Annotated in this window: 25 protein-coding genes and 2 pseudogenes; 17 read left to right on the top strand and 10 right to left on the bottom strand. The window is 67.9% G+C overall.

Annotated features, from left to right (window positions below; translation table 11 throughout):
- Nucleotides 1–146: pseudogene (locus tag A5678_RS27325) on the top strand (hypothetical protein); the annotation flags it as partial.
- Here A5678_RS27325 and A5678_RS26775 read toward each other — a convergent pair.
- Together A5678_RS26775 and A5678_RS22635 are read right to left on the bottom strand one after the other, a co-directional pair.
- A pseudogene (locus A5678_RS26775) lies at nt 146–322 on the bottom strand (hydrolase); the annotation flags it as partial. The pseudogenes A5678_RS27325 and A5678_RS26775 sit on opposite strands and share 1 nt — an antisense overlap.
- A gap of 28 nt (nt 323–350) precedes the next feature.
- Entirely contained in the window at nt 351–935 is a 585-nt protein-coding gene (locus tag A5678_RS22635; protein ID WP_068047148.1) for a DUF3558 domain-containing protein, read from the bottom strand.
- 147 nt (nt 936–1,082) lie between these two features.
- Here A5678_RS22635 and A5678_RS22630 point away from each other — a divergent pair, with 147 nt between their 5' ends.
- Genes A5678_RS22630 through A5678_RS22615 form a run of 4 tightly spaced genes read left to right on the top strand, consistent with a single transcriptional unit; the run spans nt 1,083 to nt 4,857 of the window.
- On the top strand, nt 1,083–2,060 hold the full coding sequence (locus tag A5678_RS22630; protein WP_068047092.1) for a metallophosphoesterase: 978 nt from the start codon (nt 1,083–1,085) through the stop codon (nt 2,058–2,060).
- On the top strand, nt 2,057–2,734 hold the full coding sequence (locus A5678_RS22625) for a 4'-phosphopantetheinyl transferase (RefSeq protein WP_068047089.1): 678 nt from the start codon (nt 2,057–2,059) through the stop codon (nt 2,732–2,734). Before A5678_RS22630 ends, A5678_RS22625 begins: the two co-directional genes overlap by 4 nt.
- Complete coding sequence (gene truB, locus A5678_RS22620; RefSeq protein ID WP_068047086.1) at nt 2,731–3,621, top strand: tRNA pseudouridine(55) synthase TruB; 891 nt, start codon at nt 2,731–2,733, stop codon at nt 3,619–3,621. Before A5678_RS22625 ends, truB begins: the two co-directional genes overlap by 4 nt.
- A 45-nt stretch (nt 3,622–3,666) precedes the next feature.
- Complete coding sequence (locus A5678_RS22615) at nt 3,667–4,857, top strand: lipid-transfer protein (RefSeq protein WP_068047084.1); 1,191 nt, start codon at nt 3,667–3,669, stop codon at nt 4,855–4,857.
- A 79-nt stretch (nt 4,858–4,936) separates the two neighbouring features.
- Here A5678_RS22615 and mntR read toward each other — a convergent pair whose 3' ends face one another.
- Nucleotides 4,937–5,629: a manganese-binding transcriptional regulator MntR gene (mntR, locus tag A5678_RS22610; RefSeq protein WP_068047083.1), complete on the bottom strand. Its 693-nt coding sequence runs from the start codon at nt 5,627–5,629 to the stop codon at nt 4,937–4,939.
- 100 nt (nt 5,630–5,729) lie between these two features.
- Here mntR and A5678_RS22605 point away from each other — a divergent pair, with 100 nt between their 5' ends.
- Complete coding sequence (locus A5678_RS22605; protein WP_068047079.1) at nt 5,730–6,707, top strand: bifunctional riboflavin kinase/FAD synthetase; 978 nt, start codon at nt 5,730–5,732, stop codon at nt 6,705–6,707.
- A gap of 13 nt (nt 6,708–6,720) precedes the next feature.
- Here A5678_RS22605 and A5678_RS22600 read toward each other — a convergent pair whose 3' ends face one another.
- Nucleotides 6,721–7,206, bottom strand: a complete 486-nt coding sequence (locus A5678_RS22600; protein ID WP_068047076.1) for an SRPBCC domain-containing protein — start codon at nt 7,204–7,206, stop codon at nt 6,721–6,723.
- 3 nt (nt 7,207–7,209) lie between these two features.
- Entirely contained in the window at nt 7,210–7,560 is a 351-nt protein-coding gene (locus A5678_RS22595) for a helix-turn-helix transcriptional regulator (protein ID WP_068047073.1), read from the bottom strand.
- A gap of 168 nt (nt 7,561–7,728) precedes the next feature.
- Between A5678_RS22595 and rpsO the strand changes: the two genes are divergently transcribed.
- The 4 genes from rpsO (at nt 7,729) to A5678_RS22575 (ending at nt 12,990) form a co-directional block, all read left to right on the top strand.
- On the top strand, nt 7,729–7,998 hold the full coding sequence (gene rpsO, locus A5678_RS22590) for a 30S ribosomal protein S15 (RefSeq protein ID WP_003878661.1): 270 nt from the start codon (nt 7,729–7,731) through the stop codon (nt 7,996–7,998).
- Nucleotides 7,999–8,326: 328 nt separating this feature from the next.
- Entirely contained in the window at nt 8,327–10,600 is a 2,274-nt protein-coding gene (locus A5678_RS22585) for a polyribonucleotide nucleotidyltransferase (protein WP_197502222.1), read from the top strand.
- On the top strand, nt 10,578–11,960 hold the full coding sequence (locus A5678_RS22580) for a pitrilysin family protein (RefSeq protein ID WP_068047147.1): 1,383 nt from the start codon (nt 10,578–10,580) through the stop codon (nt 11,958–11,960). The genes A5678_RS22585 and A5678_RS22580 overlap by 23 nt, the downstream gene beginning before the upstream one ends.
- 4 nt (nt 11,961–11,964) lie before the next feature.
- Nucleotides 11,965–12,990, top strand: coding sequence for a nitronate monooxygenase (locus A5678_RS22575; RefSeq protein ID WP_068047069.1), 1,026 nt, complete (start codon nt 11,965–11,967; stop codon nt 12,988–12,990).
- Here the strand turns inward: A5678_RS22575 and ald are convergent.
- A complete protein-coding gene (gene ald / locus A5678_RS22570; protein ID WP_068047061.1) occupies nt 12,987–14,102 on the bottom strand; it encodes an alanine dehydrogenase in 1,116 nt (371 codons plus the stop codon). The genes A5678_RS22575 and ald overlap by 4 nt on opposite strands.
- 100 nt (nt 14,103–14,202) lie before the next feature.
- Between ald and A5678_RS22565 the strand changes: the two genes are divergently transcribed.
- Nucleotides 14,203–14,664, top strand: a complete 462-nt coding sequence (locus A5678_RS22565; RefSeq protein WP_068047058.1) for an SRPBCC family protein — start codon at nt 14,203–14,205, stop codon at nt 14,662–14,664.
- Nucleotides 14,665–14,673: 9 nt separating this feature from the next.
- Nucleotides 14,674–16,134 (top strand): NAD(P)/FAD-dependent oxidoreductase, encoded by a 1,461-nt coding sequence (locus A5678_RS22560; RefSeq protein WP_068047055.1) that lies wholly within the window; start codon nt 14,674–14,676, stop codon nt 16,132–16,134.
- Here A5678_RS22560 and A5678_RS22555 read toward each other — a convergent pair.
- Both A5678_RS22555 and A5678_RS22550 read right to left on the bottom strand, forming a co-directional pair.
- Nucleotides 16,052–16,570 (bottom strand): GNAT family N-acetyltransferase, encoded by a 519-nt coding sequence (locus A5678_RS22555; protein ID WP_082945693.1) that lies wholly within the window; start codon nt 16,568–16,570, stop codon nt 16,052–16,054. The two genes, A5678_RS22560 and A5678_RS22555, sit on opposite strands and share 83 nt — an antisense overlap.
- Before the next feature lie 71 nt (nt 16,571–16,641).
- Nucleotides 16,642–17,292 carry a TetR/AcrR family transcriptional regulator gene (locus A5678_RS22550; RefSeq protein ID WP_068047041.1) on the bottom strand — a complete coding sequence of 217 codons (651 nt, stop codon included), beginning with the start codon at nt 17,290–17,292 and terminating at the stop codon, nt 16,642–16,644.
- Nucleotides 17,293–17,391: 99 nt separating this feature from the next.
- On the opposite strand from A5678_RS22550, the gene A5678_RS22545 reads away from it, so the two are divergent.
- Together A5678_RS22545 and A5678_RS22540 are read left to right on the top strand one after the other, a co-directional pair.
- Complete coding sequence (locus A5678_RS22545; protein WP_068047038.1) at nt 17,392–18,399, top strand: Rieske 2Fe-2S domain-containing protein; 1,008 nt, start codon at nt 17,392–17,394, stop codon at nt 18,397–18,399.
- Nucleotides 18,396–19,478 (top strand): dihydrodipicolinate reductase, encoded by a 1,083-nt coding sequence (locus A5678_RS22540; protein ID WP_068047036.1) that lies wholly within the window; start codon nt 18,396–18,398, stop codon nt 19,476–19,478. Before A5678_RS22545 ends, A5678_RS22540 begins: the two co-directional genes overlap by 4 nt.
- A gap of 7 nt (nt 19,479–19,485) precedes the next feature.
- Here A5678_RS22540 and A5678_RS22535 read toward each other — a convergent pair whose 3' ends face one another.
- The gene (locus A5678_RS22535) at nt 19,486–20,832 is read right to left on the bottom strand and encodes an HNH endonuclease signature motif containing protein (protein ID WP_068047033.1); all 1,347 of its coding nucleotides are present in this window, start codon (nt 20,830–20,832) and stop codon (nt 19,486–19,488) included.
- A gap of 103 nt (nt 20,833–20,935) precedes the next feature.
- Between A5678_RS22535 and dapB the strand changes: the two genes are divergently transcribed.
- The 3 genes from dapB (at nt 20,936) to A5678_RS22520 (ending at nt 22,600) form a co-directional block, all read left to right on the top strand.
- Complete coding sequence (gene dapB / locus A5678_RS22530; RefSeq protein WP_068047144.1) at nt 20,936–21,673, top strand: 4-hydroxy-tetrahydrodipicolinate reductase; 738 nt, start codon at nt 20,936–20,938, stop codon at nt 21,671–21,673.
- A 7-nt stretch (nt 21,674–21,680) separates the two neighbouring features.
- Entirely contained in the window at nt 21,681–22,136 is a 456-nt protein-coding gene (locus A5678_RS22525; protein ID WP_068047031.1) for a hypothetical protein, read from the top strand.
- Nucleotides 22,137–22,198: 62 nt separating this feature from the next.
- Nucleotides 22,199–22,600: a flavodoxin family protein gene (locus A5678_RS22520; protein ID WP_197502225.1), complete on the top strand. Its 402-nt coding sequence runs from the start codon at nt 22,199–22,201 to the stop codon at nt 22,598–22,600.
- 5 nt (nt 22,601–22,605) lie between these two features.
- Here the strand turns inward: A5678_RS22520 and A5678_RS22515 are convergent, their stop codons facing one another.
- The gene (locus A5678_RS22515; protein ID WP_197502221.1) at nt 22,606–23,439 is read right to left on the bottom strand and encodes a thioesterase family protein; all 834 of its coding nucleotides are present in this window, start codon (nt 23,437–23,439) and stop codon (nt 22,606–22,608) included.
- Between the last annotated feature and the right edge of the window lie 39 nt (nt 23,440–23,478).

Raw genomic sequence — 23,478 nt, 5'->3', positions numbered from 1 at the left:
ATTACACGATCCAACGCGTCCGGGTGCCCATGCGCGACGGGGTCGACCTGGTGGCCGATCACTACGCGCCGAACACCGACTCCGCCGCCGGCACCCTGCTGGCACGCGGGCCCTACGGGCGCGGGTTCCCGTTCTCCCTGGTGTTCGGCGCGTAGTGATCGGCCACCAGGTCGACCCCGTCGCGCATGGGCACCCGGACGCGTTGGATCGTGTAATCGGTGGTCGCCGGCGGCAGGCCCAGCAGCCGGCCGACGGCCTTGCCGCCGAGGTGTCGCAAGGCGTGCAGCGTGGGCTGGGCCGGTCGCGTCGAGGTGATACTCACGGTGCCCAGGTTATGGCCGGCCTGGACTTTAGAACTTGTAGTAAGGCGCGAGGTCGTTGGCGCGCTGCAGGTTGGTGGACATGCAGTCGACCTCGGGATTGGAGTAGACGGTCGAGTAGTAGAGCGCCTGCTGCAGCACGCCGTAACCGGTCTTGAACGCGACCATGCAGGAGTAATACCAGTAGCTGTTGTGATACGTCGGCTTGAGCACCCAGTACTGCGCGGCGCGGTGGCCGGCGATGGTGGTCTCGACGGCGTCGGGGGGCAGCGTCTCCTCGTAGGTGCGCCAGATGATGGGCTCGACGGCCACCTGGTAATTACCCGCGTCGAAGTGGCAGCGCAGGCCGTCCTCGTGTTCGGGCGGTGTGAATGCGAGCCCGAGCCGCTGGATGACGTCGAACGGGATGTCCTCGCAGGCGTCGAACGGGCGCGGGTCGGTGGTCGCCACGATCGGGCTCTTCATCGTGGTTTCCATCGGCGCCGCCGTCGAGCGCAGCTCGACGGGCCCGCTCCCGGCCGGCCCCGGCGCAGCGCCCTGCCACCCCGCCGTACCGGCTATGACCGCTGCGACCACGGCACCGATCGCCCCGATCAGACGCACCTTGGCGAACACCACACCCCCTGACGGCTCCGCGGTCCCTGCCGGGGAGTGTACAAGTCGCCTCCGCACGGTCACAGGGAAACAAGAACACGTTCCAATGCGGTGAGCAAGGCGCGGCCCCGACCAGTCCCGCACCGCGGGTCATTAGGCTGGTTAATCGTGGCTGGTCAAAATGCGGGTCAGGAATCGACCAACGGGGGGCAACCCACGCTGTGGGCCGTCTCCGACCTGCACACCGGTCACCTCGGCAACAAGCCGGTCACCGAGTCGCTGCACCCGTCCTCGCCGGACGATTGGCTGATCGTCGCCGGTGACGTCGCCGAACGCACCGACGAAATCCGCTGGGCCCTCGACCTGCTGCGCCGGCGTTTCGCCAAGGTGATCTGGGTGCCCGGCAACCACGAGTTGTGGACCACCACGCGGGACCCGGTGCAGATCTTCGGCAGGTCCCGCTACGAGTACCTGGTCCACATGTGCGACGAGATGGGCATCGTCACGCCCGAGCATCCGTTCCCGGTGTGGACCGAACGCGGCGGCCCGGCCACGATCGTGCCGATGTTCCTGCTCTACGACTACAGCTTCTTGCCCGAGGGGGCGGCGAGCAAAGCCGAGGGCCTGACCATCGCGCGGGAGCGCAACGTGGTCGCCACCGATGAATTCCTGCTGTCGTCGGAGCCGTACCCCACCCGGGAGGCCTGGTGCCGGGAGCGCCTCGCCATCACGCGGGCGCGTCTCGAGCAGCTCGACTGGATGACTCCGACCGTCCTGGTCAACCATTTCCCGCTGGTCCGCGAGCCCTGCGACGCCTTGTTCTACCCGGAGTTCTCGTTGTGGTGCGGAACCACCAAGACCGCCGACTGGCACAGCCGCTACAACGCCGTCTGTTCGGTCTACGGTCACCTGCACATACCGCGCACCACCTGGTATGACGACGTGCGCTTCGAGGAAGTGTCGGTGGGATACCCGCGGGAGTGGCGGCGCCGCAAGCCGCACAGCTGGCTGCGCCAGGTGCTGCCCGACCCACAATACGCACCGGGATACCTCAACGACTTCGGCGGTCACTTCGAGATCACTCCCGAGATGCGCCAGCAGGCCGCGCAGTTCCGGGAGCGGTTGCGGCAGAGGCAATCACGATGACGGACACGCTGGTTTCCTCGGTGCTGCCCGACATGGGCGAGCTCGCTTATTCAGAGTTGTACTCCGACCCGCCCGACCTTGTTCCGCTGCCCGAAGAGGAGCCGCTGATCGCCAAGTCGGTGGCCAAGAGGCGCAACGAGTTCATCACCGTCCGGCACTGCGCCCGGATGGCGCTGGGCGAGCTCGGCCTGCCGCCGGTGCCGATCCTCAAGGGCGACAAGGGCGAACCGTGCTGGCCCGACGGCGTGGTGGGCAGTCTCACCCATTGCACGGGCTATCGCGGTGCGGTCGTGGGTCGCAGCGAAGCGGTGCGTTCGGTGGGCATCGACGCCGAACCGCACGACGTGTTGCCGGACGGCGTGCTGAACGCGATCAGCCTGCCCGAGGAGCGACACGAGATGACGACGTTGCCCGCGGGCCTGCATTGGGACCGAATCCTGTTCTGCGCCAAGGAGGCAACGTACAAGGCCTGGTTCCCGTTGACCAAGCGCTGGCTGGGTTTCGAGGACGCCCACGTGGTGTTCGACCTCGACCCGCCCGACGGGGAGACCACCGGGGTGTTCGTGTCCAAGATCCTGATCGACGGGCAGGCGCTCGACGGCCCACCGCTGACCGCGCTGCGGGGCCGGTGGTCGGTCGAGCGGGGACTGGTGCTGACCGCCATCGTGCTATGAGTGCGGGGCCCGGATTGGTCGTCGTCGACAAGCCGGCCGGCATGACCAGTCACGACGTGGTGGGGCGCTGCCGTCGCATCTTCGCCACCCGCAGGGTGGGCCACGCGGGAACGCTGGACCCGATGGCCACCGGCGTGCTGGTGATCGGCATCGACCGGGCCACCAAGATCCTCGGCCTGTTGACGGCGGCCTCCAAGTCCTACGCCGCCACCATCCGGCTCGGCCAGACCACGTCCACCGAGGACGCCGAAGGAGAAGTGCTGCACAGCGTCTCGGCAGCGCACCTGAAGCGCGAGGCGATCACCGCCGCGGTCGCGGGCCTGCGCGGGGACATCGAACAGGTGCCGTCGGCGGTCAGCGCGATCAAGGTGGACGGCCGGCGCGCCTATCGGCTTGTTCGCGAGGGCCGGACGGTCGAACTCGAGGCCCGGCCGGTACGCGTCGACCGGTTCGAGGTGCTCGATATTCGGCCCGCGGGCCAGTTCCTCGACGTCGACGTGGAGGTCGACTGCTCGTCGGGAACCTACGTTCGCGCCCTGGCCCGCGACGTCGGCGCCGCGCTGGGCGTGGGCGGGCATCTGACGGCGCTGCGGCGCACCCGCGTCGGCCGCTTCACCCTGTACCAGGCCCGTTCGCTCGACGACCTGGCCGAGCGGCCCGGCCTGTCGTTGACCCTGGACGAGGCGTGCCTGCTGATCTTCCCGCGCCGCGACCTGACCGCCGCGGAGGCCGAGGCCGCGGCCAACGGGCGGCCGCTGCCGCCGGCCGGCATCGACGGCGTCTACGCGGCCTGCGACGGCGACGGCCGGGTGATCGCGCTGCTGCGCGACGAGGGCGCCAGGACCAAGTCGGTGGTTGTGATCAAACCCGCGACCCTTCAGGAATAGGCTGAGGCGCGGATCTCTCTAGGCCTGTCGAAGAAGGGGCGCGCTATGTCCAACAAGGTTTACGTCGTCGGCGTCGGCATGACGAAATTCGAGAAGCCGGGCCGCCGGGAGGGCTGGGACTACCCCGACATGGCGCGCGAGTCCGGAACGAACGCGCTCGCCGACGCGGGCGTCGACTACCGCGAGGTACAGCAGGGCTACGTCGGCTACGTCGCCGGCGATTCGACGTCCGGGCAGCGGGCGCTCTACGAGCTGGGCATGACCGGGATTCCGATCGTCAACGTCAACAACAACTGCTCGACCGGCTCGACCGCGCTGTTCCTGGCGGCCCAGGCCATCCGCGGCGGGATCGTCGACTGTGCCATCGCGCTCGGCTTCGAGAAGATGCAGCCGGGCTCGCTGGGCGGCGGCGCCCAGGACCGCGAATCGCCGATGGGCAAGCACGTCAAGGCGATGGCCGCGATCGACGAGTTCGCGATGCCCGTCGCACCCTGGATGTTCGGCGCCGCCGGCCGTGAGCACATGCGCCAATACGGCAGCACCGCAGAGCATTTCGCCAAGATCGGCTACAAGAACCACAAGCACTCCGTCAACAACCCGTTCGCGCAGTTCCAGGAGTCCTACACGCTCGACGACATCCTGGCGGCGCGGATGATCTCCGACCCCCTCACCAAGTTGCAGTGCTCGCCCACCTCCGACGGCTCCGGCGCGGCGATCTTGGCGTCGGAGGGCTTCGTCGAGAGCCACGGGCTGGCCGGCCAGGCCGTGGAGATCGTCGGCCAGGCCATGACGACGGACTTCGCGTCGACCTTCGACGGGAGCGCCAAGAACCTCATCGGCTATGACATGAATGTGCAAGCGGCGCAACAGGTCTACGACCAGTCCGGCTTGGGCCCCGAAGACTTTCAGGTGATCGAGCTGCACGACTGCTTCTCGGCCAACGAGCTGCTGCTGTACGAGGCGCTGGGGCTGTGTGGGCCCGGCGAGGCCCCCAAGCTGATCGACAACGGCGACACGACCTACGGCGGGCGATGGGTGGTCAACCCGTCGGGCGGCCTGATCTCGAAGGGTCATCCGCTGGGCGCGACCGGGCTGGCGCAGTGCGCCGAGCTGACCTGGCAGCTGCGGGGTGCGGCCGACAAGCGTCAGGTCGAAAACGTCAGCGCCGCACTGCAACACAACATCGGGCTGGGCGGCGCGGCGGTCGTTACCGCCTACCGGCGCGCCGAACGCTAAGAGTCAGCCCGATGGTGGCGACCCGCGGCGCCCGGCTTCGCCGCGCTTGCGATCGCTACGGCCGCGCTTGCGATCGCCGCTAGCCCACCACCCACACCGCCCGGGCGGCCGGGCTGCCCAGGTCGACCGTCGTCTCGGCGCCGTCGCCGGATTCGATCGCGACCGAGATCATGCCGGCGAACTCCCGGCGGGTGAGGACCCGCAGCCGCGAATCGAGGTTGATGCCGACGTCGGCGAAATAGCGCAGCATCTCCGGGTCGGCGTCGGAGATGCGGGCCACCGTTCCGGTGTCGCCGTCGCCGCACGCCCACAGTTGGCGGGCCGGCGGGGTGGGCACCTGCCCGTCCGACGCCGGGATCGGGTCCCCGTGCGGGTCGCGTTGCGGGAACCCCAGCTTGGCGTCGATGCGGGCCACCAGCCGATCCGACACCGCGTGTTCGAGCACCTCGGCCTCGTCGTGTACCTCGTCCCAGCCGTAGCCGAGCTCGTTGACCAGGAAGGTCTCCAGCAGCCGATGCCGGCGCACCATCGCCAGGGCCGCCTGCCGGCCCGCCTCGGTCAGCGTCACGGCCCCGTATTTCTCGTGATCGACCAGGCCCTGCTCGGCGAGTTTGCGGATCGACTCCGAGGCCGTGCTGGCAGAGACCCCGATCTTCTCGGCCAGCATCTTGGTGCTGACCTTCTCCCGGGACCACTCCTGGGCATTCCAGATGACCTTGAGATAGTCCTGGCCGACCGCGGTGAGACCGCCACGCTCTTCGTCAGCCCTCACAACGAGAAAGTTTAGGCAACCCACGCCTGATCGTGTGCTCCTCGACACCCTCGCACGGCGGATCTCCCGGCCGACCGCGCCGCGCCGTAGGCTTGCGGTCGTGCAGCGGTGGCGCGGCCAAGACGAGATTCCCACGGACTGGGGCAGATGCGTGCTCACCATCGGGGTGTTCGATGGCGTGCACCGGGGCCACGCGGAGATAATCGCGCATGCCGTCAAGGCCGGGCGCACCCGCAACGTGCCGACCGTGCTGATGACGTTTGATCCGCACCCGATGGAAGTCGTCTACCCGGGCAGTCACCCCGCACAGCTGACGACGCTGACCCGCCGCGCCGAGCTGGTCGAGGAGCTGGGCATCGACGTCTTCCTGGTGATGCCGTTCACCAGCGACTTCATGAAACTCACGCCGGAGCGCTACGTCCACGAACTGCTGGTGGAACACCTGCACGTCGTCGAGGTCGTGGTAGGCGAGAACTTCACCTTCGGCAAGAAGGCGGCCGGCAACGTCGAGACCCTGCGGCGTGCTGGCGAGCGATTCGGCTTCGCGGTCGAGTCGATTTCGCTGCTCAGCGAGCACCTGAGCAACGAGACCGTGACGTATTCGTCCACGTATATCCGGTCCTGCGTGGATGCCGGTGACGTGGTGGCGGCCATGGAGGCGCTTGGGCGTCCGCACCGCGTCGAGGGCGTCGTCGTCCGGGGCGAGGGGCGCGGCATGGAGCTGGGATTCCCGACCGCCAACGTGGCACCGCCGATGTATTCGGCCATCCCGGCCGACGGCGTGTATGCCGCCTGGTTCACCCTGCTCGGGCACGGACCGGTGACCGGCACCGTCGTCCCGGGCGAGCGCTACCAGGCGGCGGTGTCCGTGGGCACCAATCCGACCTTCTCCGGACGCACTCGCACCGTCGAGGCCTTCGTTCTGGACACCACCGCCGACCTCTACGGCCAATACGTGGCGTTGGACTTCGTTGCGCGCATTCGCGGTCAGCGCAAGTTCGACTCGGTGCAGGAGCTGATCGACGCGATGGGCAATGACACCGACCGGGCCCGCACGATGCTCTCGGCGCGGGACTGAGCTGCCGCGGGGTTTAGGAAGCAACCAGCTCGTCGATCTGGTTGATGGCCGACGAGGCGCCCTCGACCACGCCCATGTCCAACACCTGCTGAAGCGCCTCGGCGGAGTCGAAGGTGCTCACATAGATCGCGCGGGTGCCGCCGTCGTGCTCGGTAAACGTGTAGGTGTTCTCCGCGACCGGCAGGTCGGGATTCGGGTTGAAGTCCCCGTCGGCGAATCCGTCGAGAAACGAAAAGCTCTTCGGCTCGTCGACAGCGGTGATCTCCCAGTAGCCGGCGTATTTTTCGCCGTCCGGGCCGGTCATGAAGTATGTTGTGCGGCTTCCCGGCGTGAGGCTGTGGCTCACCACGGTCGCCGGATGCGACGGCGGCCCCCACACCTTCTCCAGTTGACGCGGGTCGGCGTAGACCTGCCAGATGCGCTGCACCGGCGCGGCGAAGTCGGCGGTGATCGTCAGCGTCAGGTTGTCCGGATCGTGCTTGACGTCGGTCACGGGCATGGGTCAGTCCTCCTTGGTTGCGTCGGCCGGGTCGGATGAGATGAGTTCGTCGATGCGGGCGATGCGGCCCCGCCAGACCTGCTCGAGGTCGGTGAGCATGCTGGCGACCGACCGCACCGCCGCCACGTCGCCGCTGGCCAACTGCTCGCGACCGCTTCGGCGTTTGGTGATCAGGCCGGCCTTCTCCAGCACGACGACGTGCTTCTGCACCGCCGCAAAGCTCATGTCGTACTTGCACGCCAGCTTGGAAACCGAGTGTTCGCCGGCCAGCGTCCGGCGCACGATGTCGCGCCGGGTCCGGTCGGCGAGTGCGTGGAACAGGGCGTCCACCCGGTCCTCTTGGTCTACGGTCACGCCGCAAACATACAACCAAATGGTTGTATGTTGTCAAGTGGTGGCTGCCGACCTGCGATTTCGGCGGCCATCGGCGCCGCTGATAGACTCGCCCCCCATGGCGTGTGCTGCAGTCCGCGGTGGCCACGTAGGAGACTTTTCGCGGCACCTATCGATGGAGATGTTTTCGTGGCGCTGACAGCCGAGCAGAAAAAGGAAATCCTGGGCACTTACGGCCTGCATGACACCGACACGGGTTCCCCGGAGGCGCAGGTCGCGCTGCTGACCAAGCGGATCGCCGACCTGACCGAGCACCTGAAGGTGCACAAGCACGATCACCACTCCCGGCGGGGCCTGCTCCTGCTGGTCGGGCGGCGTCGCAGGCTGCTCAAATACGTCGCGCAGATCGACGTGGAGCGGTACCGCTCGCTGGTCGAGCGCCTGGGTCTGCGCCGCTGACCCTCGGAAACCACAATCCTCGCGCCCCCCTGGCGGGCTAAGTCCGCCAGTGTAGAGTAGGGACGTTCTGGGCCGGTTCGGCCCGAGCAAACGGTGCGGCCGCGCAGATCCGCGTGTGCCGTTCCAGCGTGTCACGACGGGAGCAGCCCAGTCTGTATCGGGCGGTCTTCGGTAGTGGCTGCCGGGCTCTCCGGATCTGGGGCAGGTCGGCCGCTTCGATCGATGGCCGTAGCCGCATTCAGACTTTTCCTCTCGTAGGAAGCTCTCGGGTTACTTGCGCGTGACGACGCGAAATAGCTAAATACCCAGAGAGGCCGTACGGACACCTATGTCTGTCGCTGAGATTGAAGAAGGCGTGTTCGAGTCAACCGCCGTCATCGACAACGGGAGCTTCGGCACCCGCACCATCCGTTTTGAGACCGGCCGGCTGGCCCAGCAGGCCGCCGGCGCCGTCGTCGCCTACCTCGACGACGAGAACATGCTGTTGTCGGCGACCACCGCCAGCAAGAGCCCGAAGGAGCACTTCGACTTCTTCCCGCTGACCATCGACGTCGAGGAGCGGATGTATGCCGCCGGGCGGATCCCCGGCTCGTTCTTCCGTCGCGAGGGCCGGCCCTCCACCGATGCGATCCTGACCTGCCGCCTCATCGACCGGCCGCTGCGCCCGTCGTTCGTCTCCGGACTGCGCAACGAGATCCAGGTCGTCGTGACGATCCTGAGCCTAGACCCCAACGACCTGTACGACGTGGTGGCGATCAACGCCGCCTCGGCCTCCACCCAGATCTCCGGCCTGCCGTTCTCCGGCCCGGTCGGCGGCGTGCGCGTCGCCCTGATCGACGGCACCTGGGTCGCCTTCCCCACGGTCGAGCAGCTCGAGCGGTCCGTCTTCGACATGGTGGTGGCCGGCCGCAAGGTCGACGGTGACCCAGACGAAATAGCGATCATGATGGTCGAGGCGGAGGCCACCGATAAGGTCATCGAGCTCGTCGAGGGTGGCGCCCAGGCGCCGACGGAAACCGTGGTGGCCGAAGGCCTGGAGGCCGCCAAGCCCTTCATCGCCGCGCTGTGCACCGCTCAGCAGGAGCTGGCCGACGCGGCCGCCAAGCCGACTGGCGAGTACCCGGTCTTCCCGGACTACGGCGAGGACGTCTACTACTCGGTTGCCTCGGTGGCCACCGACGAGCTGGCCAAGGCGCTGACCATCGGCGGCAAGGCCGAGCGCGACCAGCGCACCGACGAACTGAAGGCCGAGGTGCTGGCGCGGCTCACTGGGGACTCTGGGACCTACGAGGGCCGGGAGAAAGAGGTCGCCGCCGCGTTCCGCTCGCTGACCAAGAAGCTGGTCCGGCAGCGCATCCTGACCGACCACTTCCGCATCGACGGCCGGGGCATCACCGACATCCGCGCGTTGTCGGCCGAGGTCGCCGTCGTTCCGCGGGCGCACGGGAGCGCGCTGTTCGAGCGCGGCGAAACCCAGATCCTCGGCGTGACCACGCTGGACATGGTGAAGATGGCTCAGCAGATCGACTCGCTGGGGCCGGAAACCTCCAAGCGCTACATGCACCACTACAACTTCCCGCCCTTCTCCACCGGCGAGACCGGCCGCGTGGGTTCGCCCAAGCGGCGTGAGATCGGGCACGGCGCGCTCGCCGAGCGGGCGCTGATCCCGGTGCTGCCCAGCGTCGAGGAGTTCCCGTACGCCATCCGCCAGGTGTCCGAAGCGCTGGGCTCCAACGGCTCGACGTCGATGGGATCCGTGTGTGCGTCCACGCTGGCGCTGCTCAACGCCGGTGTGCCGCTCAAGGCGCCGGTCGCCGGCATCGCGATGGGGTTGGTCTCCGACGACGTCGAGATCGACGGCAAGACCGAGCGTCGCTTCGTCACGCTGACCGACATCCTGGGCGCCGAGGATGCGTTCGGCGACATGGACTTCAAGTGCGCGGGCACCAAGGACTACGTCACCGCCCTGCAGCTGGACACCAAGCTGGACGGGATTCCCTCCCAGGTGCTCGCGGGTGCGCTGTCCCAGGCCAAGGATGCGCGCCTGACGATCCTCGAGGTCATGGCCGAGGCCATCGACGGGCCCGACGAGATGAGCCCTTACGCGCCGCGGGTCACCACCATCAAGGTCCCGGTGGACAAGATCGGCGAGGTGATCGGGCCCAAGGGCAAGGTCATCAACGCCATCACCGAGGAGACCGGCGCGCAGATCTCCATCGAGGACGACGGCACCGTGTTCGTCGGCGCCACCGACGGGCCCTCGGCGCAGGCCGCGATCGACCGGATCAACGCCATCGCCAACCCGCAGCTGCCGACCGTCGGCGAGCGGTTCCTCGGAACCGTGGTCAAGACAACCGATTTCGGTGCGTTCGTGTCGCTGCTGCCGGGACGCGACGGCCTGGTCCACATCTCCAAGCTGGGCCGCGGCAAGCGCATCGCGAAGGTCGAGGACGTCGTGAACGTCGGCGACAAACTGCGGGTCGAGATCGCCGATATCGACAAGCGCGGCAAGATCTCCCTCGTCTTGGTCGAGGAGGACAGCGCTGCCCCAGCCGATGCTCCGGCGGCCGCCCCTGCCGATGCCGCGACCGCCAGCAGCTGACCTACCCCGGCCGCGTCCGACTCGTGCGGGCGCCCTGCGCCGGGGTAGGCAAACCGCCGAGGCGGAACCGGACCGCCAATCCACACTGCGCCGCAGCACGCTTCCGGGTGGTCTGCGGGTAGTCACCGAGTACCTGCCGTCGGTGCGTTCGGCGTCCGTCGGGGTCTGGGTCGGCGTCGGATCGCGCGACGAGGGCGCCACCGTGGCGGGGGCGGCGCACTTCCTCGAGCATCTGCTGTTCAAGTCGACGCCCACCCGCAGCGCCGTGGACATCGCGCAGGCGATGGACGCGGTCGGTGGCGAGCTGAACGCCTTCACCGCCAAGGAGCACACCTGCTACTACGCGCATGTGCTGGACAGCGACCTGGAGCTGGCCGTCGACCTGGTGGCCGATGTTGTGCTCAACGGCCGCTGCGCCACCGAAGACGTCGAGCTGGAACGCGACGTGGTGCTCGAAGAGATCGCGATGCGTGACGACGACCCCGAGGACGCGCTGGGAGACATGTTTCTAGGGGCGATGTTCGGTGACCACCCGGTGGGCCGGCCGGTGATCGGCACCGCGCACTCGGTGTCGTCGATGACCCGGACCCAACTGCACTCCTTTCATGTCCGGCGCTACACGCCGGAACGCATGGTGGTCGCGGTGGCCGGCAATGTCGACCACGACGAGGTGGTCGCGCTGGTGCGAGAACACTTCGGGCCGCACCTGGTACGCGGGCGCCGGCCGATCGCCCCGCGCAAGGGCGCCGGACGGGTGACCGGACGACCCGGTTTGATGTTGGGCAATCGCGACGCCGAGCAGACCCACGTCTCGCTGGGCGTGCGCACCCCGGGACGTGGCTGGCGGCATCGCTGGGCGCTGTCGGTGCTGCACAGCGCGCTGGGCGGCGGGCTGAGTTCCCGCCTGTTCCAAGAGGTTCGCGAACTGCGGGGGCTGGCCTACTCGGTCTACTCGACGGTGGACATCTTCGCCGACAGCGGCGCGCTGTCCGTCTATGCCGCCTGCCAGCCCGAGCGGTTCGCCGAGGTGATGCAGGTGACCAACGAGGTCCTCGAGTCGGTGGCCCGCGACGGCATCACCGATGCCGAGTGCCGCATCGCCAAGGGGTCGTTGCGCGGCGGGCTCGTCCTCGGCCTGGAGGACTCCAGCTCCCGGATGAGCCGGCTGGGCCGCAACGAGCTCAACTACGGCCACCACCGCAGCATCGAGCACACGCTTCGGCAGATCGACCAAGTGACCGTCGAGGAGGTCAACGCGGTTGCCCACCGGCTGTTGTGCCAGCCCTACGGCGCCGCCGTCCTGGGGCCGTATGCCTCCAAACGGTCACTGCCCCAACAACTTCGGGCGATGGTAAATTAAGCCCGTGGTACTGGGCTTTTGGGACATCATGGTGCCCATCGTCGGTGCGCCGATGGCCGGCGGACCGGGCACGCCCGAACTGGCCGCGGCGGTGTCCAACGCGGGTGGGCTCGGCTTCGTCCCGGGCGGCCACCGGAGTGCGGACCGCTTCGCCGAGGACATCGCCGCCGCGCGCGCGGCCACCACCGGCCCGCTGGGCGTCAACCTTTTCGTTCCGCAACCCAGCGTCGCCGACTGGATGGCGCTGGATTACTACGCCGAAGAACTCGAGGAGATCGCCGAGTACTACCAGGTCGAGGTCGGCCATCCGCGTTACGGGGACGACGACGACTGGGAGCGCAAGCTCGAGGTGGTCGCCGACGTGCGGCCCGAGCTGGTGTCGTTCACCTTCGGTGTCCCGCCGCCCGACGTCATCCGCCGGCTGGGGGCGCTGGGACTGCTGGTCATGGTCACGGTCACGTCGGCGTACGAGGCCGGGGTGGCCGTCGCCGCCGGCGCGGACAGCCTGATCGTCCAGGGGCCGGACGCGGGCGGGCACCGGGGCACGTTCGCGCCCGACATGGAGCCCGGTAACGAATCGCTGCACCACCTGATCGATCGCATCCGCCACGCGCATGACGTGCCGGTCGTAGCGGCGGGTGGGCTGGGCACCGCCAGGGACGTCGCCGCCGTTCTCCATCGCGGCGCGGTGGCCGCCCAAATCGGCACCGCGCTGCTGCTCAGCGACGAAGCGGGAACCAGTACCGCGCACCGCACCGCCCTGAAGAATCCGGTCTTCGGCACCACGGTTGTCACGCGCGCTTTTTCGGGCCGCTATGCGCGCGGCCTGGAGAACAATTTCACCCGCCTGCTCGACAATGTGGCGCCGCTGGGCTACCCGGAGGTCAACCAGATGACCACCCCGATCCGCGAGGCGGCGGCCGCCATGGAGGACCCGAACGGCATACCGCTGTGGGCGGGAACGTCGTTCAAGGAGGCCAAACCGGGACCGGCGGCCGACATCATCGCCAGCCTCGTGGAAGCCGACTAGGCGAGAATGCTCGCCGGATCGGTGAACGGCAGACCCAGGTCGGTGGCGACCCGTTCGGAGAGCAGCCCGCCGTTGTGCGTCGAAAGTCCTTTGGCCAGAGCGAAATCCGACCGGCACGCGGTCTGCCAGCCACGGTCGGCCAGTTCGAGCACGTACGGCATGGTCGCGTTGGTCAATGCCACGGTCGACGTCTTGGGCACCGCGCTGGGCATGTTCGCCACGCAGTAGAACTGTGTGTCGTGCACGGCGAAGGTCGGGTCATCGTGCGTGGTCGGCCGGGAATCCGCGAAGCAGCCGCCCTGGTCGATGGAGATGTCTACCAGCACCGCACCCGGCTTCATTTGCGCGACAAGGGAATTGGAGACCAGTTTCGGCGCCTTGGCGCCCGGTAGCAGGACCGCCCCGATCAGCAGGTCGGCCCGCGTGACCGTGCCCTCCAGCTCGTACGCCGACGAGTAGCGGGTTCGGACCTGTCCGCCGAACTCCGCGTCAAGCAGCCGCAGCTTGCCGATGTTGAGGTCGAGCACCGTCACGTTCGCGCCCATGCCATTGGCGACCCGGGCGGCGTTGTAACCGGCCGTACCGGCGCCGATCACCACGACGTCTGCGGGTTTGACGCCCGGGACCCCGCCCATCAGCACGCCGCGCCCGCCGTGGGACCTCATCAGATGGTAGGAGCCGACCTGCGCCGAGAGCCGACCGGCGACCTCGCTCATCGGCGCCAGCAACGGAAGGCTGCCGTCCGCGGCCTGCACGGTCTCATAGGCGATTGACGTTGTGCGGGAAGCCAATAGCGCATCGGTGCAGGATCGGGAGGCGGCCAGGTGCAGATAGGTGAACAGCACCTGATGCTGCCGCAGGAGGCCATATTCGGCCGGAATCGGTTCCTTCACCTTGAGCAGCAGGTCGGCGTCGGCCCACACCTGTTCGGCGGAGTCGGCCAGTTGGCCGCCCGCCGCCTTGAACTCCTCGTCGGGGATGGACGACCCTTCCCCGGCGCCGGCCTGGACGAGCACCTCGTGGCCGCGACGGGTCAGTTCGGCGACGCCGGCCGCCGTGATGGCCACCCTGAACTCGTTGGCCTTGATCTCGGTCGGTACGCCGACTCGCATGGCTGCCCCTTGTCCTGGAAGGTTCGCCCTCAAGTGTGGAGAAAGTTCGGATGGGCCGCAATCGCGGTGAAACCCCGGGAGCGCTGGCTATGATCGGCCCATGACCGACCCCTGCGTATCGGCCACCGTACAGGTCGACGCCCGCCCGGACGTGGTGTATCGGCTCATCACCGAACTGCCCACGCTGGCCTCGTTCGCCGAGGAGGCGGTGGCGATGGAGTGGCGCAAGGGCGATGCGGCGCGCCCCGGGGCGGTGTTCACCGGTCACAACGAAAGCGCCAAACGGCGTTGGAGCACGAAGTGCACGGTCACCGACGCGGAACCGGGGCGCGTCTTCGCGTTCGATGTGCGGCACTCCGGGCTGCCGATCGCACGCTGGCAATACGACATCGTCGCGGCCGACGGTGGTTGCCGGGTCACCGAAAGCACGTGGGATCGCAGGCCCGGCTGGTTCCGCATGATCGCCGGCAAGGCCACCGGTGTCCCAGATCGCGTGGCCGCGAACACCGAACACATCCGGCTCACCTTGCAGCGCCTCAAGCAGCGCGCCGAGTCCGAGTAGCCGGCGACCATGCAACGCGATCCCGCCGTAGCCGTCGTCGGAGCCGGCATGTCGGGGATGTGCATCGCAATTGCGCTGCTGCGCAGCGGGATAACCGACGTCACCATCTATGAGAAGGCCGACGAGGTCGGCGGGACCTGGCGCGAAAACACCTACCCCGGTCTGGTCTGTGACATTCCGTCGCGGGTCTACCAGTACACGTTCGCCCGAAACCCCAACTGGTCGCACCTGTTTTCGCCCGGCCGCGAAATCCAGGCCTATTTCCGCGACGTCGCCGACCGCTTCGGCCTGCGCGACCGCATCCGGTTCGGCACGGAAATTGTCAGCGCGCGCTTCGAGGGCGGCCGCTGGCGGCTGCGCACGGATGGCGGGGCGGAATCGACCGTCGACTTCCTGATCTCAGCGACCGGCGTGCTCCACCACCCCCGCCTGCCGTCCATCCCGGGTCTGCAGAAGTTCGGCGGACCGGCTTTTCACTCGGCGCGGTGGGATCACTCCGTTGAGTTGCGCGGTCGCCGGATCGCCATCATCGGCAACGGGTCGACGGGGGTGCAGCTCGTCTGCGGCCTGACCGGCGTGGCGGGCCGGGTCATGCTGTTCCAGCGCACCGCCCAGTGGGTGCTTCGGCTGCCCAACCCCCGATACAGCAGGTTCACCAACCTCACCCACAACAGGTTCGGCTGGCTCGACCGGATGGCCTATCGCTGCTACAGCTCCGGCTTCGACCTGTTCGCCGCCGGCCTCACCAAGCCCGGCCTGCGCCGAAAGATCATGGGGGCGCTGTGCCGTGCGAGCCTGCGCGAGGTCCGCGACCCCGAGCTGCGACGCGCGCTGACCCCCGACTACACGCCGATGTGCAAACGGCTGGTGATGTCCAATGGCTTCTACCGCGCCATGCAGCGCGACGACGTCGAACTGGTCACCGCCGCTATCGACCACGTGGAGCGGCGCGGCATCGTGACCGACGACGGTGTCCTGCACGAGGCGGACATCATCGTGCTCGCCACCGGATTCGACACCCACGCGTTCTTCCGGCCGATGCAGCTGATCGGCCGCGACGGCATCGCCGCCGACGACGTGTGGCGTGACGGTCCGCGGGCCTACCAGACCGTGGCGCTGCCGGGCTTCCCCAACTTCTTCATGATGCTGGGTCCGCACAGCCCGGTCGGCAACCTCGCGCTCACCACGGTCGCCGAATCGCAGGCCGACCACATACTGCGGTGGATTCAGCGTTGGCGGCGCGGCGAATTCGACACGGTGGAGCCGACCTGGCCGGCGACCGAGAACTTCAACGCCAAGCTGCGCGCCGCGATGCCGGACACGGTGTGGACCACCGGCTGCCAGAGCTGGTACCTGAACAAGGACGGGGTGCCCGAGGTGTGGCCCTTCACGCCCGGCGAACATCGCGCCATGCTGGCGAACACCGATCTCGGGCAGTACGACTTGCGCCGCCACGTTGCGGTCGGCTGAGCCGGTAGCCCAGGTGGGCGACCTTGACCCCGGGCAGCGGCTCCCAGTCCAGGGTGCGGCCGTCGGCATGAAAGTCGTTCTTCTCGTAGAAGGTTCGCGCCTGGGTGTTGCGTTCTGCGCACCACAGGACGACGTCACCTGACGGGCTTTCGGCCAGAGCCGTGGCGAGCAGGCGCGCCCCGACACCGCGCCGCTGGCAGTCCGCCGCGATGTAGAGCGAGTCGAGTTCGACCTGCTCGGGATTCGCCGGGTCCGGTCCGAAGATCGTCATTCCGATTGTCCGGGAACCGGATTCGGCGATCCACATGCTCCAGCCGCGGCGCTGCAGGATTCGCGGGTATGCCAGCACGGCCCAGCGCCGCGGCGATCCGAGGATGTCGAGGGTGGCGTCCGGCAATATGCCGGCCCAGGACTGCCGCCAGACCGGATAGTGCATCTGGGCGACGTTCGCGAGATCGGCCGGTCCGGCTTGGCGGATCGTGATGCCGCACAGGATGTCGCCGGCCGTCACGCGCGGGATTGCTCCAGATAGGCGGCCAGCGCGTTGGTCAGGCCACGCCGCGCCATGTCCAGGTCGGCGTACGAGCCGAGCTGGCGCTCGGACACCAGCCCGCGCATCGCGCCGGGGATCAGGGCGGCCACCTCGCGCACCCGAGCCGGGTCGACGTCCAGGCCGGCGAAGGCGTTCTGGCAGGTCTCCAGCCAGCTCTTGCCCCAGGAGAACAGCTCGGCAGCGGTGCGCGGGAACAGACGCTCGAGCTCGTCGGGATCGCGGGGGAGCGCCGCCCGGAGGTTCTCGATGGCGCGCGAATCCGGCGAGGCCAACCCGGTGTAGAGGGTGTCGATGATGGCGCCGACGCGTTCGCGCAGGGGCGCGTCCGGTGAGATCGGCGTCGACAGGGTCGAGAAGGTCGCGGCGCGCCGCTCGGCGGTGCGGTGCAGCACCGCGGCCCAGAAGCCGTCGGTGTCGCCGAACTGGTACTGCACGGCGCCCCAGGTGGCGCCGATCTCCTTGGCGATGCGATTGGCCGACACCGAGCCCGGGTCGCCGGAGGCCAACGACTTGAGCGCGGCTTCGAGCATGCTCTCGCGCGTGGCGTTGCCCCGCCGGTTGGGCCGCCGGTTCGCGGTTCCGGCCCCGCTCACCTGCCGAGTCATCTGCCGAGCCTATCGCGCAGGAGCCTGTAAGTTTCATAGAAGGTACTTTGATTTCGTCGGAGGCGCGGCCTATCATTCGTTCTCAAGGAGGGATCCCGCATGGCTAAGCCGCCGTTGTCGATGAAACCAACCGGCTGGTTCCAGGTCGCCTGGTCCGACGAGATCGGGGCGGGCGACGTGCACAAGATGAAGTACTTCGGCCAGGAGATGGTTGCCTGGCGGACGGACTCCGGGCAGCTCACCGTGATGAACGCCTACTGCGAACACCTCGGTGCGCACCTGGGTTACGGGGGCAAAGTCGTCGGCGAGGTGCTGCAGTGCCCGTTCCATGGGTGGCAGTGGAGCCAGGAGGGCCGCAACGTCTGCATTCCCTACCAGGATCGACCCAACCGCGGGCGGCGGATCCGCACCTACCCTGTGGTGGAACGCAACGCTTCGGTCTACATCTGGCACGACGTCGAGCGCCGCGAGCCGCACTTCGACGCGCCGGATGTGTTCGGCGCGTTCCGCGACGGCAGCGACGCGGACGATTATTACCCGCAGCAGCGGTTGTACCGGCAGGCGCTGGAGCTGCATCCCCAGTACGTGCTCGAAAACGGTGTCGACTTCGCCCATTTCAAGTTCGTGCACAACACGCCGATCGTGCCGGTGTTCACCCGCCACGACTTCGCCGAGCCGGTGTCGTTCGTCGACTTCACCATCACTTTCCAAGGTGACGACGGGCAGAAGATCGAGGACGTCAACAGCGGCGTCGAGGCCGTCAACGGCGGTCTCGGCATCGCGGTGACCAAGAGCTGGGGGATGGTCGACAACCGCACCATCTCCGCGGTTACCCCGGTCGACGAGTTCACCTCCGATGTCCGGTTCATGGTCTACATCGGCCGCACCCCTGGCAAGGACCCGGCCCGCGCCGAGGCCAAGGCGGCCGAGTTCGGCCGCGAAGTGATCCGGCAGTTCGAGCAGGACATCGAGATCTGGCAGCACCAGCGCTACTCGGACCCGCCGGCGCTCGCCACCGACGAGTACGAGGGCTTCACCGCAATCCGCAAGTGGGCCAAGCAGTTCTACCCCGAGGCATTCGCATCACAGGAAGGCTCAATGCAATGAGTAGTGCACCGATTCGCGTCTTCCAAGTGGCCACCGGGAACGTCGGCTCGGAGATGATCAAGCGGATCGCCACCCAGCCCGACCTCGAACTCGTTGGCGTGCACTGCTATTCGCCCGAGAAGATCGGTCGCGATGCTGGTGAGCTCGCCGGCGTCGAGCCCAACGGGGTGAAGGCCACCGGCTCCATCGAGGAGATCATCGCGGCCAAGCCGGATGTGCTCACCTTCCACGGCGTGTTCCCCGACGAGGACCTCTATTTACAGGTGCTTGAGGCCGGCATCAATATCGTCACCACCGCCGACTGGATCACCGGCTGGCACCGCGATAAGAACCATCCGCACCCCTCGGGCAAGCCGGTGAGCCGGCTGCTCGCCGAGGCCTGCGAAAAGGGCGGTGCGACGTTCTACGGGACCGGGATGAACCCGGGCCTGAACCAGATACTGGGCGTGGTGTGTTCGGCCGACGTCGCCGATATCGAGAACGTCACCACCATCGAGTCCGTCGACGTGTCGTGCCATCACTCCAAGGACACCTGGATCGAGGTGGGCTACGGCCAGCCGGTGGACGATCCGGAGATCCCGTCCAAGCTGGAGAAGTACACCCGCGTCTTCGCCGACAGCGTGCTGATGATGGCCGACTGCTTCGACCTGACCCTCGACGAGGTGAAGTTCAGCTACGAGCTGGGCGCCTGCACCAAGGACGTCGACCTGGGCTGGTACACCCTGCCCAAGGGCTCGCTGGGTGGCAACTACATCAAGTACCAGGGCATGGTGGACGGGGTTCCCCGGGTCGAGACGCACCTGGAGTGGCAGATGACCCCGCACACCGATCCGAGCTGGAACATCAAGGGCTGCTACATCACCCAGATCAAGGGCGACCCATGCATCTACAACAAGCACATGATCTTCCCCAAGCCCGGCGTGGACCTGTCCAATCCGGACAACTTCGCCTCCATCGGGATGACGGTCACCGGCATGCCCGCGCTGGCTTCGATCAAATCGGTCGTGGCGGCGCCGCCGGGGCTCATCACCAGCGCCGACCTGCCGCTGCGCGGGTTCGCCGGGCGGTTCAAGACGTAGGCGCCGGTCAAGGATCTTCGAGGCGTTCCGGGTGGTGGTAGTCGTTGGTGCGCTGCCCTAGGTCCAAGTGCGGCGGCGGAATCCATTCGGTGCGCCCGTCGGGTAGCTTCCTTGTGCGCCAGCCCTTTTCGATCAGCTTGTGGTGCGGCGCGCACGCGAAGGTGAGCTTGTCGGCATCGGTCAGGCCACCGGTGGCCCACTCGTCGACATGGTGGACCTCGCACCAATAGCCCGGCGCGTCGCAGCCCGGGTGTGTGCAGCCGCGGTCCTTGGCATAAAGCACGACCCGCTGATCAGGGCTGGCGATTCGCCGCGACCGGCCGAGATACAGTGGGCGGCCGGAGTGTTCATCGAACACTGCGAGGTAGTGATAGGCATGGCTTGCCATCCGGATCACATCGCGCATCGGCAGCACCGTTCCGCCGCCCGTGACCGCCCGCCCGGTTCCCGCCGTCAGCTGCTGCAGCGTGGTGGAGACGATGACGGTGACCGGCAATCCGTTGTGCGCCCCTAACCGCGGGTCACCGAGCCGGCCGCGCACCAGCGTGTTGATCGCGTCATGCTGCCGCTGCGCGTGGCTGCGCGTGTCGCTGTTCGCGGATTCCTCGCTGGGTTTGCCCTCAGCGCAAGGCTTTTCGTCCCCCGGGTTGCACATGCCAGGCGCCGCGAACCGCGCCAGCCAGGCATCGAGATTGGCCCGTAATTCCGGGGACGCGACCAGCTTGCCGACGCTCATTCCGTCGGGGCGTTGCGCACCCCAGGTGAAGCCGCGCTGCCGGGCGCGGTCGGTGTCGGAGAATTTCCCGTCAGGGTTGATCCGCAGGGCGCACTGGTGGGCGACCTTTTGCAGCTGGTCGGGACGCAAACCCACCGCCTGCTGGGCCAGGAAACGCTCGGCCGCCTCCGCCGTCTCGGCGGGTACGGCGTCCGGCAGGTCGCGCACGAACGCCTGAATTACCCGCAGGTGCTGCCCATCCAGCATGCCCTTCCGCCACGCCTGGGCGGTGGCCGGCAGCTCCGGCGGCAGCTCCTGCCCCGTCAGGGTCAGGCGCGGCGAGAGCTGCTTGGCGTCTCGAACTCGACGACACGCGTCGGCATAGCTGATCCGCAGCCAGTCGGCGATCACCTTGTGGACCGGACCGCCGACGTCACCGGGATCCTCGTTCGCCAGGCCGGCGATCACGTCGGTGCCGACGGCGATCTGGCGCCGGTGGGAACTTTCCATCGCTTCCAGCACCCGCAGCCGGAGTACGGGGTGCAGCGCGTCGAAGTCCAGCCCGCGCACCGCCGCGTCGGCCGCATGCAGCGCGTCCAAGGCGGCGGACACCTCAGGCGGATCTTCTATCGAACGCATGTTCGAACACTATCTGGCATATCTGACCCCGGCCACCGTGAAAGCGACCGTTGTGGATAAACACCCAACTGTGGATGAAGCGGCCCGGTCTAGGGTGAAGCTCATGCGGGTAGGCGTCTTGGGAGCCAAGGGCAAAGTCGGTTCGGCGATGGTGGCGGGCGTGCAGGCCGCCGAGGGCTTGACCCTGTCCGCGGAGGTGGACGCCGGCGATTCGCTGAGCATGTTCACCGAATCCGGCACCGAGGTGGTCATCGACTTCACCCATCCCGACGTGGTGATGGGCAATCTAGAGTTCCTGATCGGCAACGGAATTCACGCCGTCGTCGGCACCACCGGCTTCACTGCCGAACGCTTGGAGCAGGTCGAACAGTGGTTGGCCGACAAGCCCAACACCAGCGTCCTGATCGCCCCCAACTTCGCGATCGGCGCGGTGCTGTCCATGCACTTCGCCAAGCAGGCGGCGCGCTTCTTCGAGTCGGTCGAGGTGATCGAGCTGCACCACCCGCACAAGGCCGATGCCCCGTCGGGCACGGCCGCACGCACCGCCAAGCTGATCGCCGAAGCACGAAAAGGCCTGCCGCCCAACCCCGATGCCACGACTACCAGCCTGCCGGGCGCGCGCGGTGCCGACGTCGACGGCATCCCGGTGCACTCGGTGCGGCTGGCCGGACTGGTCGCCCACCAGGAGATCCTGTTCGGCACCGAGGGGGAGACGCTCACCATCCGCCACGACAGCTTGGACCGCACCTCGTTCGTGCCGGGCGTGTTGCTGGCGGTGCGGCGCGTCAAGGAACGACGCGGCCTCACCGTGGGGCTTGAGCCCCTGCTCGATCTGCAGTGAACCGGCGATGAACACCGCCCTGCGCACCCAATTCCTCATCGCATTCCTCTGCATCGCGATGCTGGTGTACTTCGTGCTGCTGGGCCGGATGGCCGTGGCGATGATCGCCTCGGGCCGGGCGGCCGCCGTGGGGCTGGGCCTGGCGGTGTTGATCATGCCTTTGATCGGGCTGTGGGCGATGGTGGCGACCCTGCGGTCCGGGTTCGCCCACCAGAAGCTGGCCAACCTCATCGCGGCCGACGGCATGGAGCTCGACACCAGCGCGCTGCCGCGCCGCGCCTCGGGCCGCATCGAGCGCGACGCCGCCGACGCGCTCTTCGCATCCGTGCGCACCGAAGTCGAAGACCACCCCGACGACTGGCGGCGCTGGTACCGGCTGGCCCGCGCCTACGACTATGCGGGGGACCGCAGGCGAGCGCGGGAAGCCATGAAGACGGCGCTCGAATTGCAGGGCCGCCCGTGAGCAAGCCAATCAGCAAGACGCTCCTGATCGTCCACCACACGCCGTCCCCGCACTGCCACGAGATGTTCGAGGCGGTCCTCTCCGGTGCCACCGACCCCGAGATCCAGGGCGTGGAGGTCGTCCGGCGCCCGGCGCTGACCGTGTCGCCGGCCGAGATGCTCGAGGCCGACGGGTATGTGCTGGGCAGCCCCGCGAACCTGGGCTACATGAGCGGGGCGCTCAAGCACGCCTTCGACTGCGCCTACTACCAGCTGCTCGACTCGACACGCGGACGCCCGTTCGGCCTGTACCTGCACGGCAACGAGGGCACCGAGGGCGCCGAACGTGGCGTCATGTCGATCACCACCGGCCTCGGTTGGACGAAAGCCGCAGAGACCGTGCTGGTTTCGGGCAAGCCGGACAAGAGCGACCTGCAGGCCTGCTGGGACCTCGGCGCGACGGTCGCCGCCCAGTTGATGGAATGAGCCGGCTAGGCGTGAGTCGGCTTGAACGCCTCGGCCGGCTGGGCCAGGGCCAGGGCCGAGCTGGTGCCGATCGGCCCGTGCCGGTCGAACAGGGTGGCGGCCCCGGTGGCCACCCCGGCCGAGGCGTAGTGGCTCTGCGCGGCCAGCCCCAGGTAGTCACCGTCGGGCAAACGGCTCGCGGTGACGGTGTAGTCGGCGTTGATGTATCGCAATCCGCCTGTGCCCCAATGGGTCAGCGAACTCGTGATGTCACCGACGAACGCCAGGCGGGTGAACGGGGTCAGCGGGTGGCCCTGCACCATCGGGCGAAAGATCCGCGTCCAGGCGAACTTCTGGGAATGGGACTGTTCCCACTCGCCGGCCGCGATGCCCGGGCTGCCCGCGGCGGTGGCTCCGTACCCCCAGATCAGAAACGGCATATCCGTGGGAAAGCCCTCGGAATTTGCCGGCAGCGTCGGCATTTCCAGGGGCGCAGACCACACCTCCCCCTCGGGATGATCCCCGCGGCGCAGGAACAGCGCGCTGGCCCGCGCGACCGTGTTTCCGTTCTGCACCATCGCGCCGTCGACGAGCTTGATCCGCCGGCCTTCCCGCTGCACCGAGGTCCGAATCTGCACTGGTTCGAGCGACACCGGGCGCAGCAGGTCGACCGTGATGCGGGCCGGCTGGAGGTCAGGTTCGATGCCGGATTGCTCTATGCCCCAGGCCAACAGGCCGCCGACGATCTGACCGCCCATCGCGGCGCCCCACGGGCCGCGGGTCATCGCGCCCGGCAGGTAGGAGTCACCGTCGACAGTGAAGAACGCCTCGGGCATGATGGCGGAATCGTCGATCGTCACCGCTATCACGATAGGACACGCCGATAGTAAGGACCGGGC

Source organism: Mycobacterium sp. E2733 (assembly GCF_001667585.1).
In the GTDB taxonomy this organism is placed as follows: domain Bacteria; phylum Actinomycetota; class Actinomycetes; order Mycobacteriales; family Mycobacteriaceae; genus Mycobacterium.
This window is presented reverse-complemented; position numbering and strand designations above follow the sequence as displayed.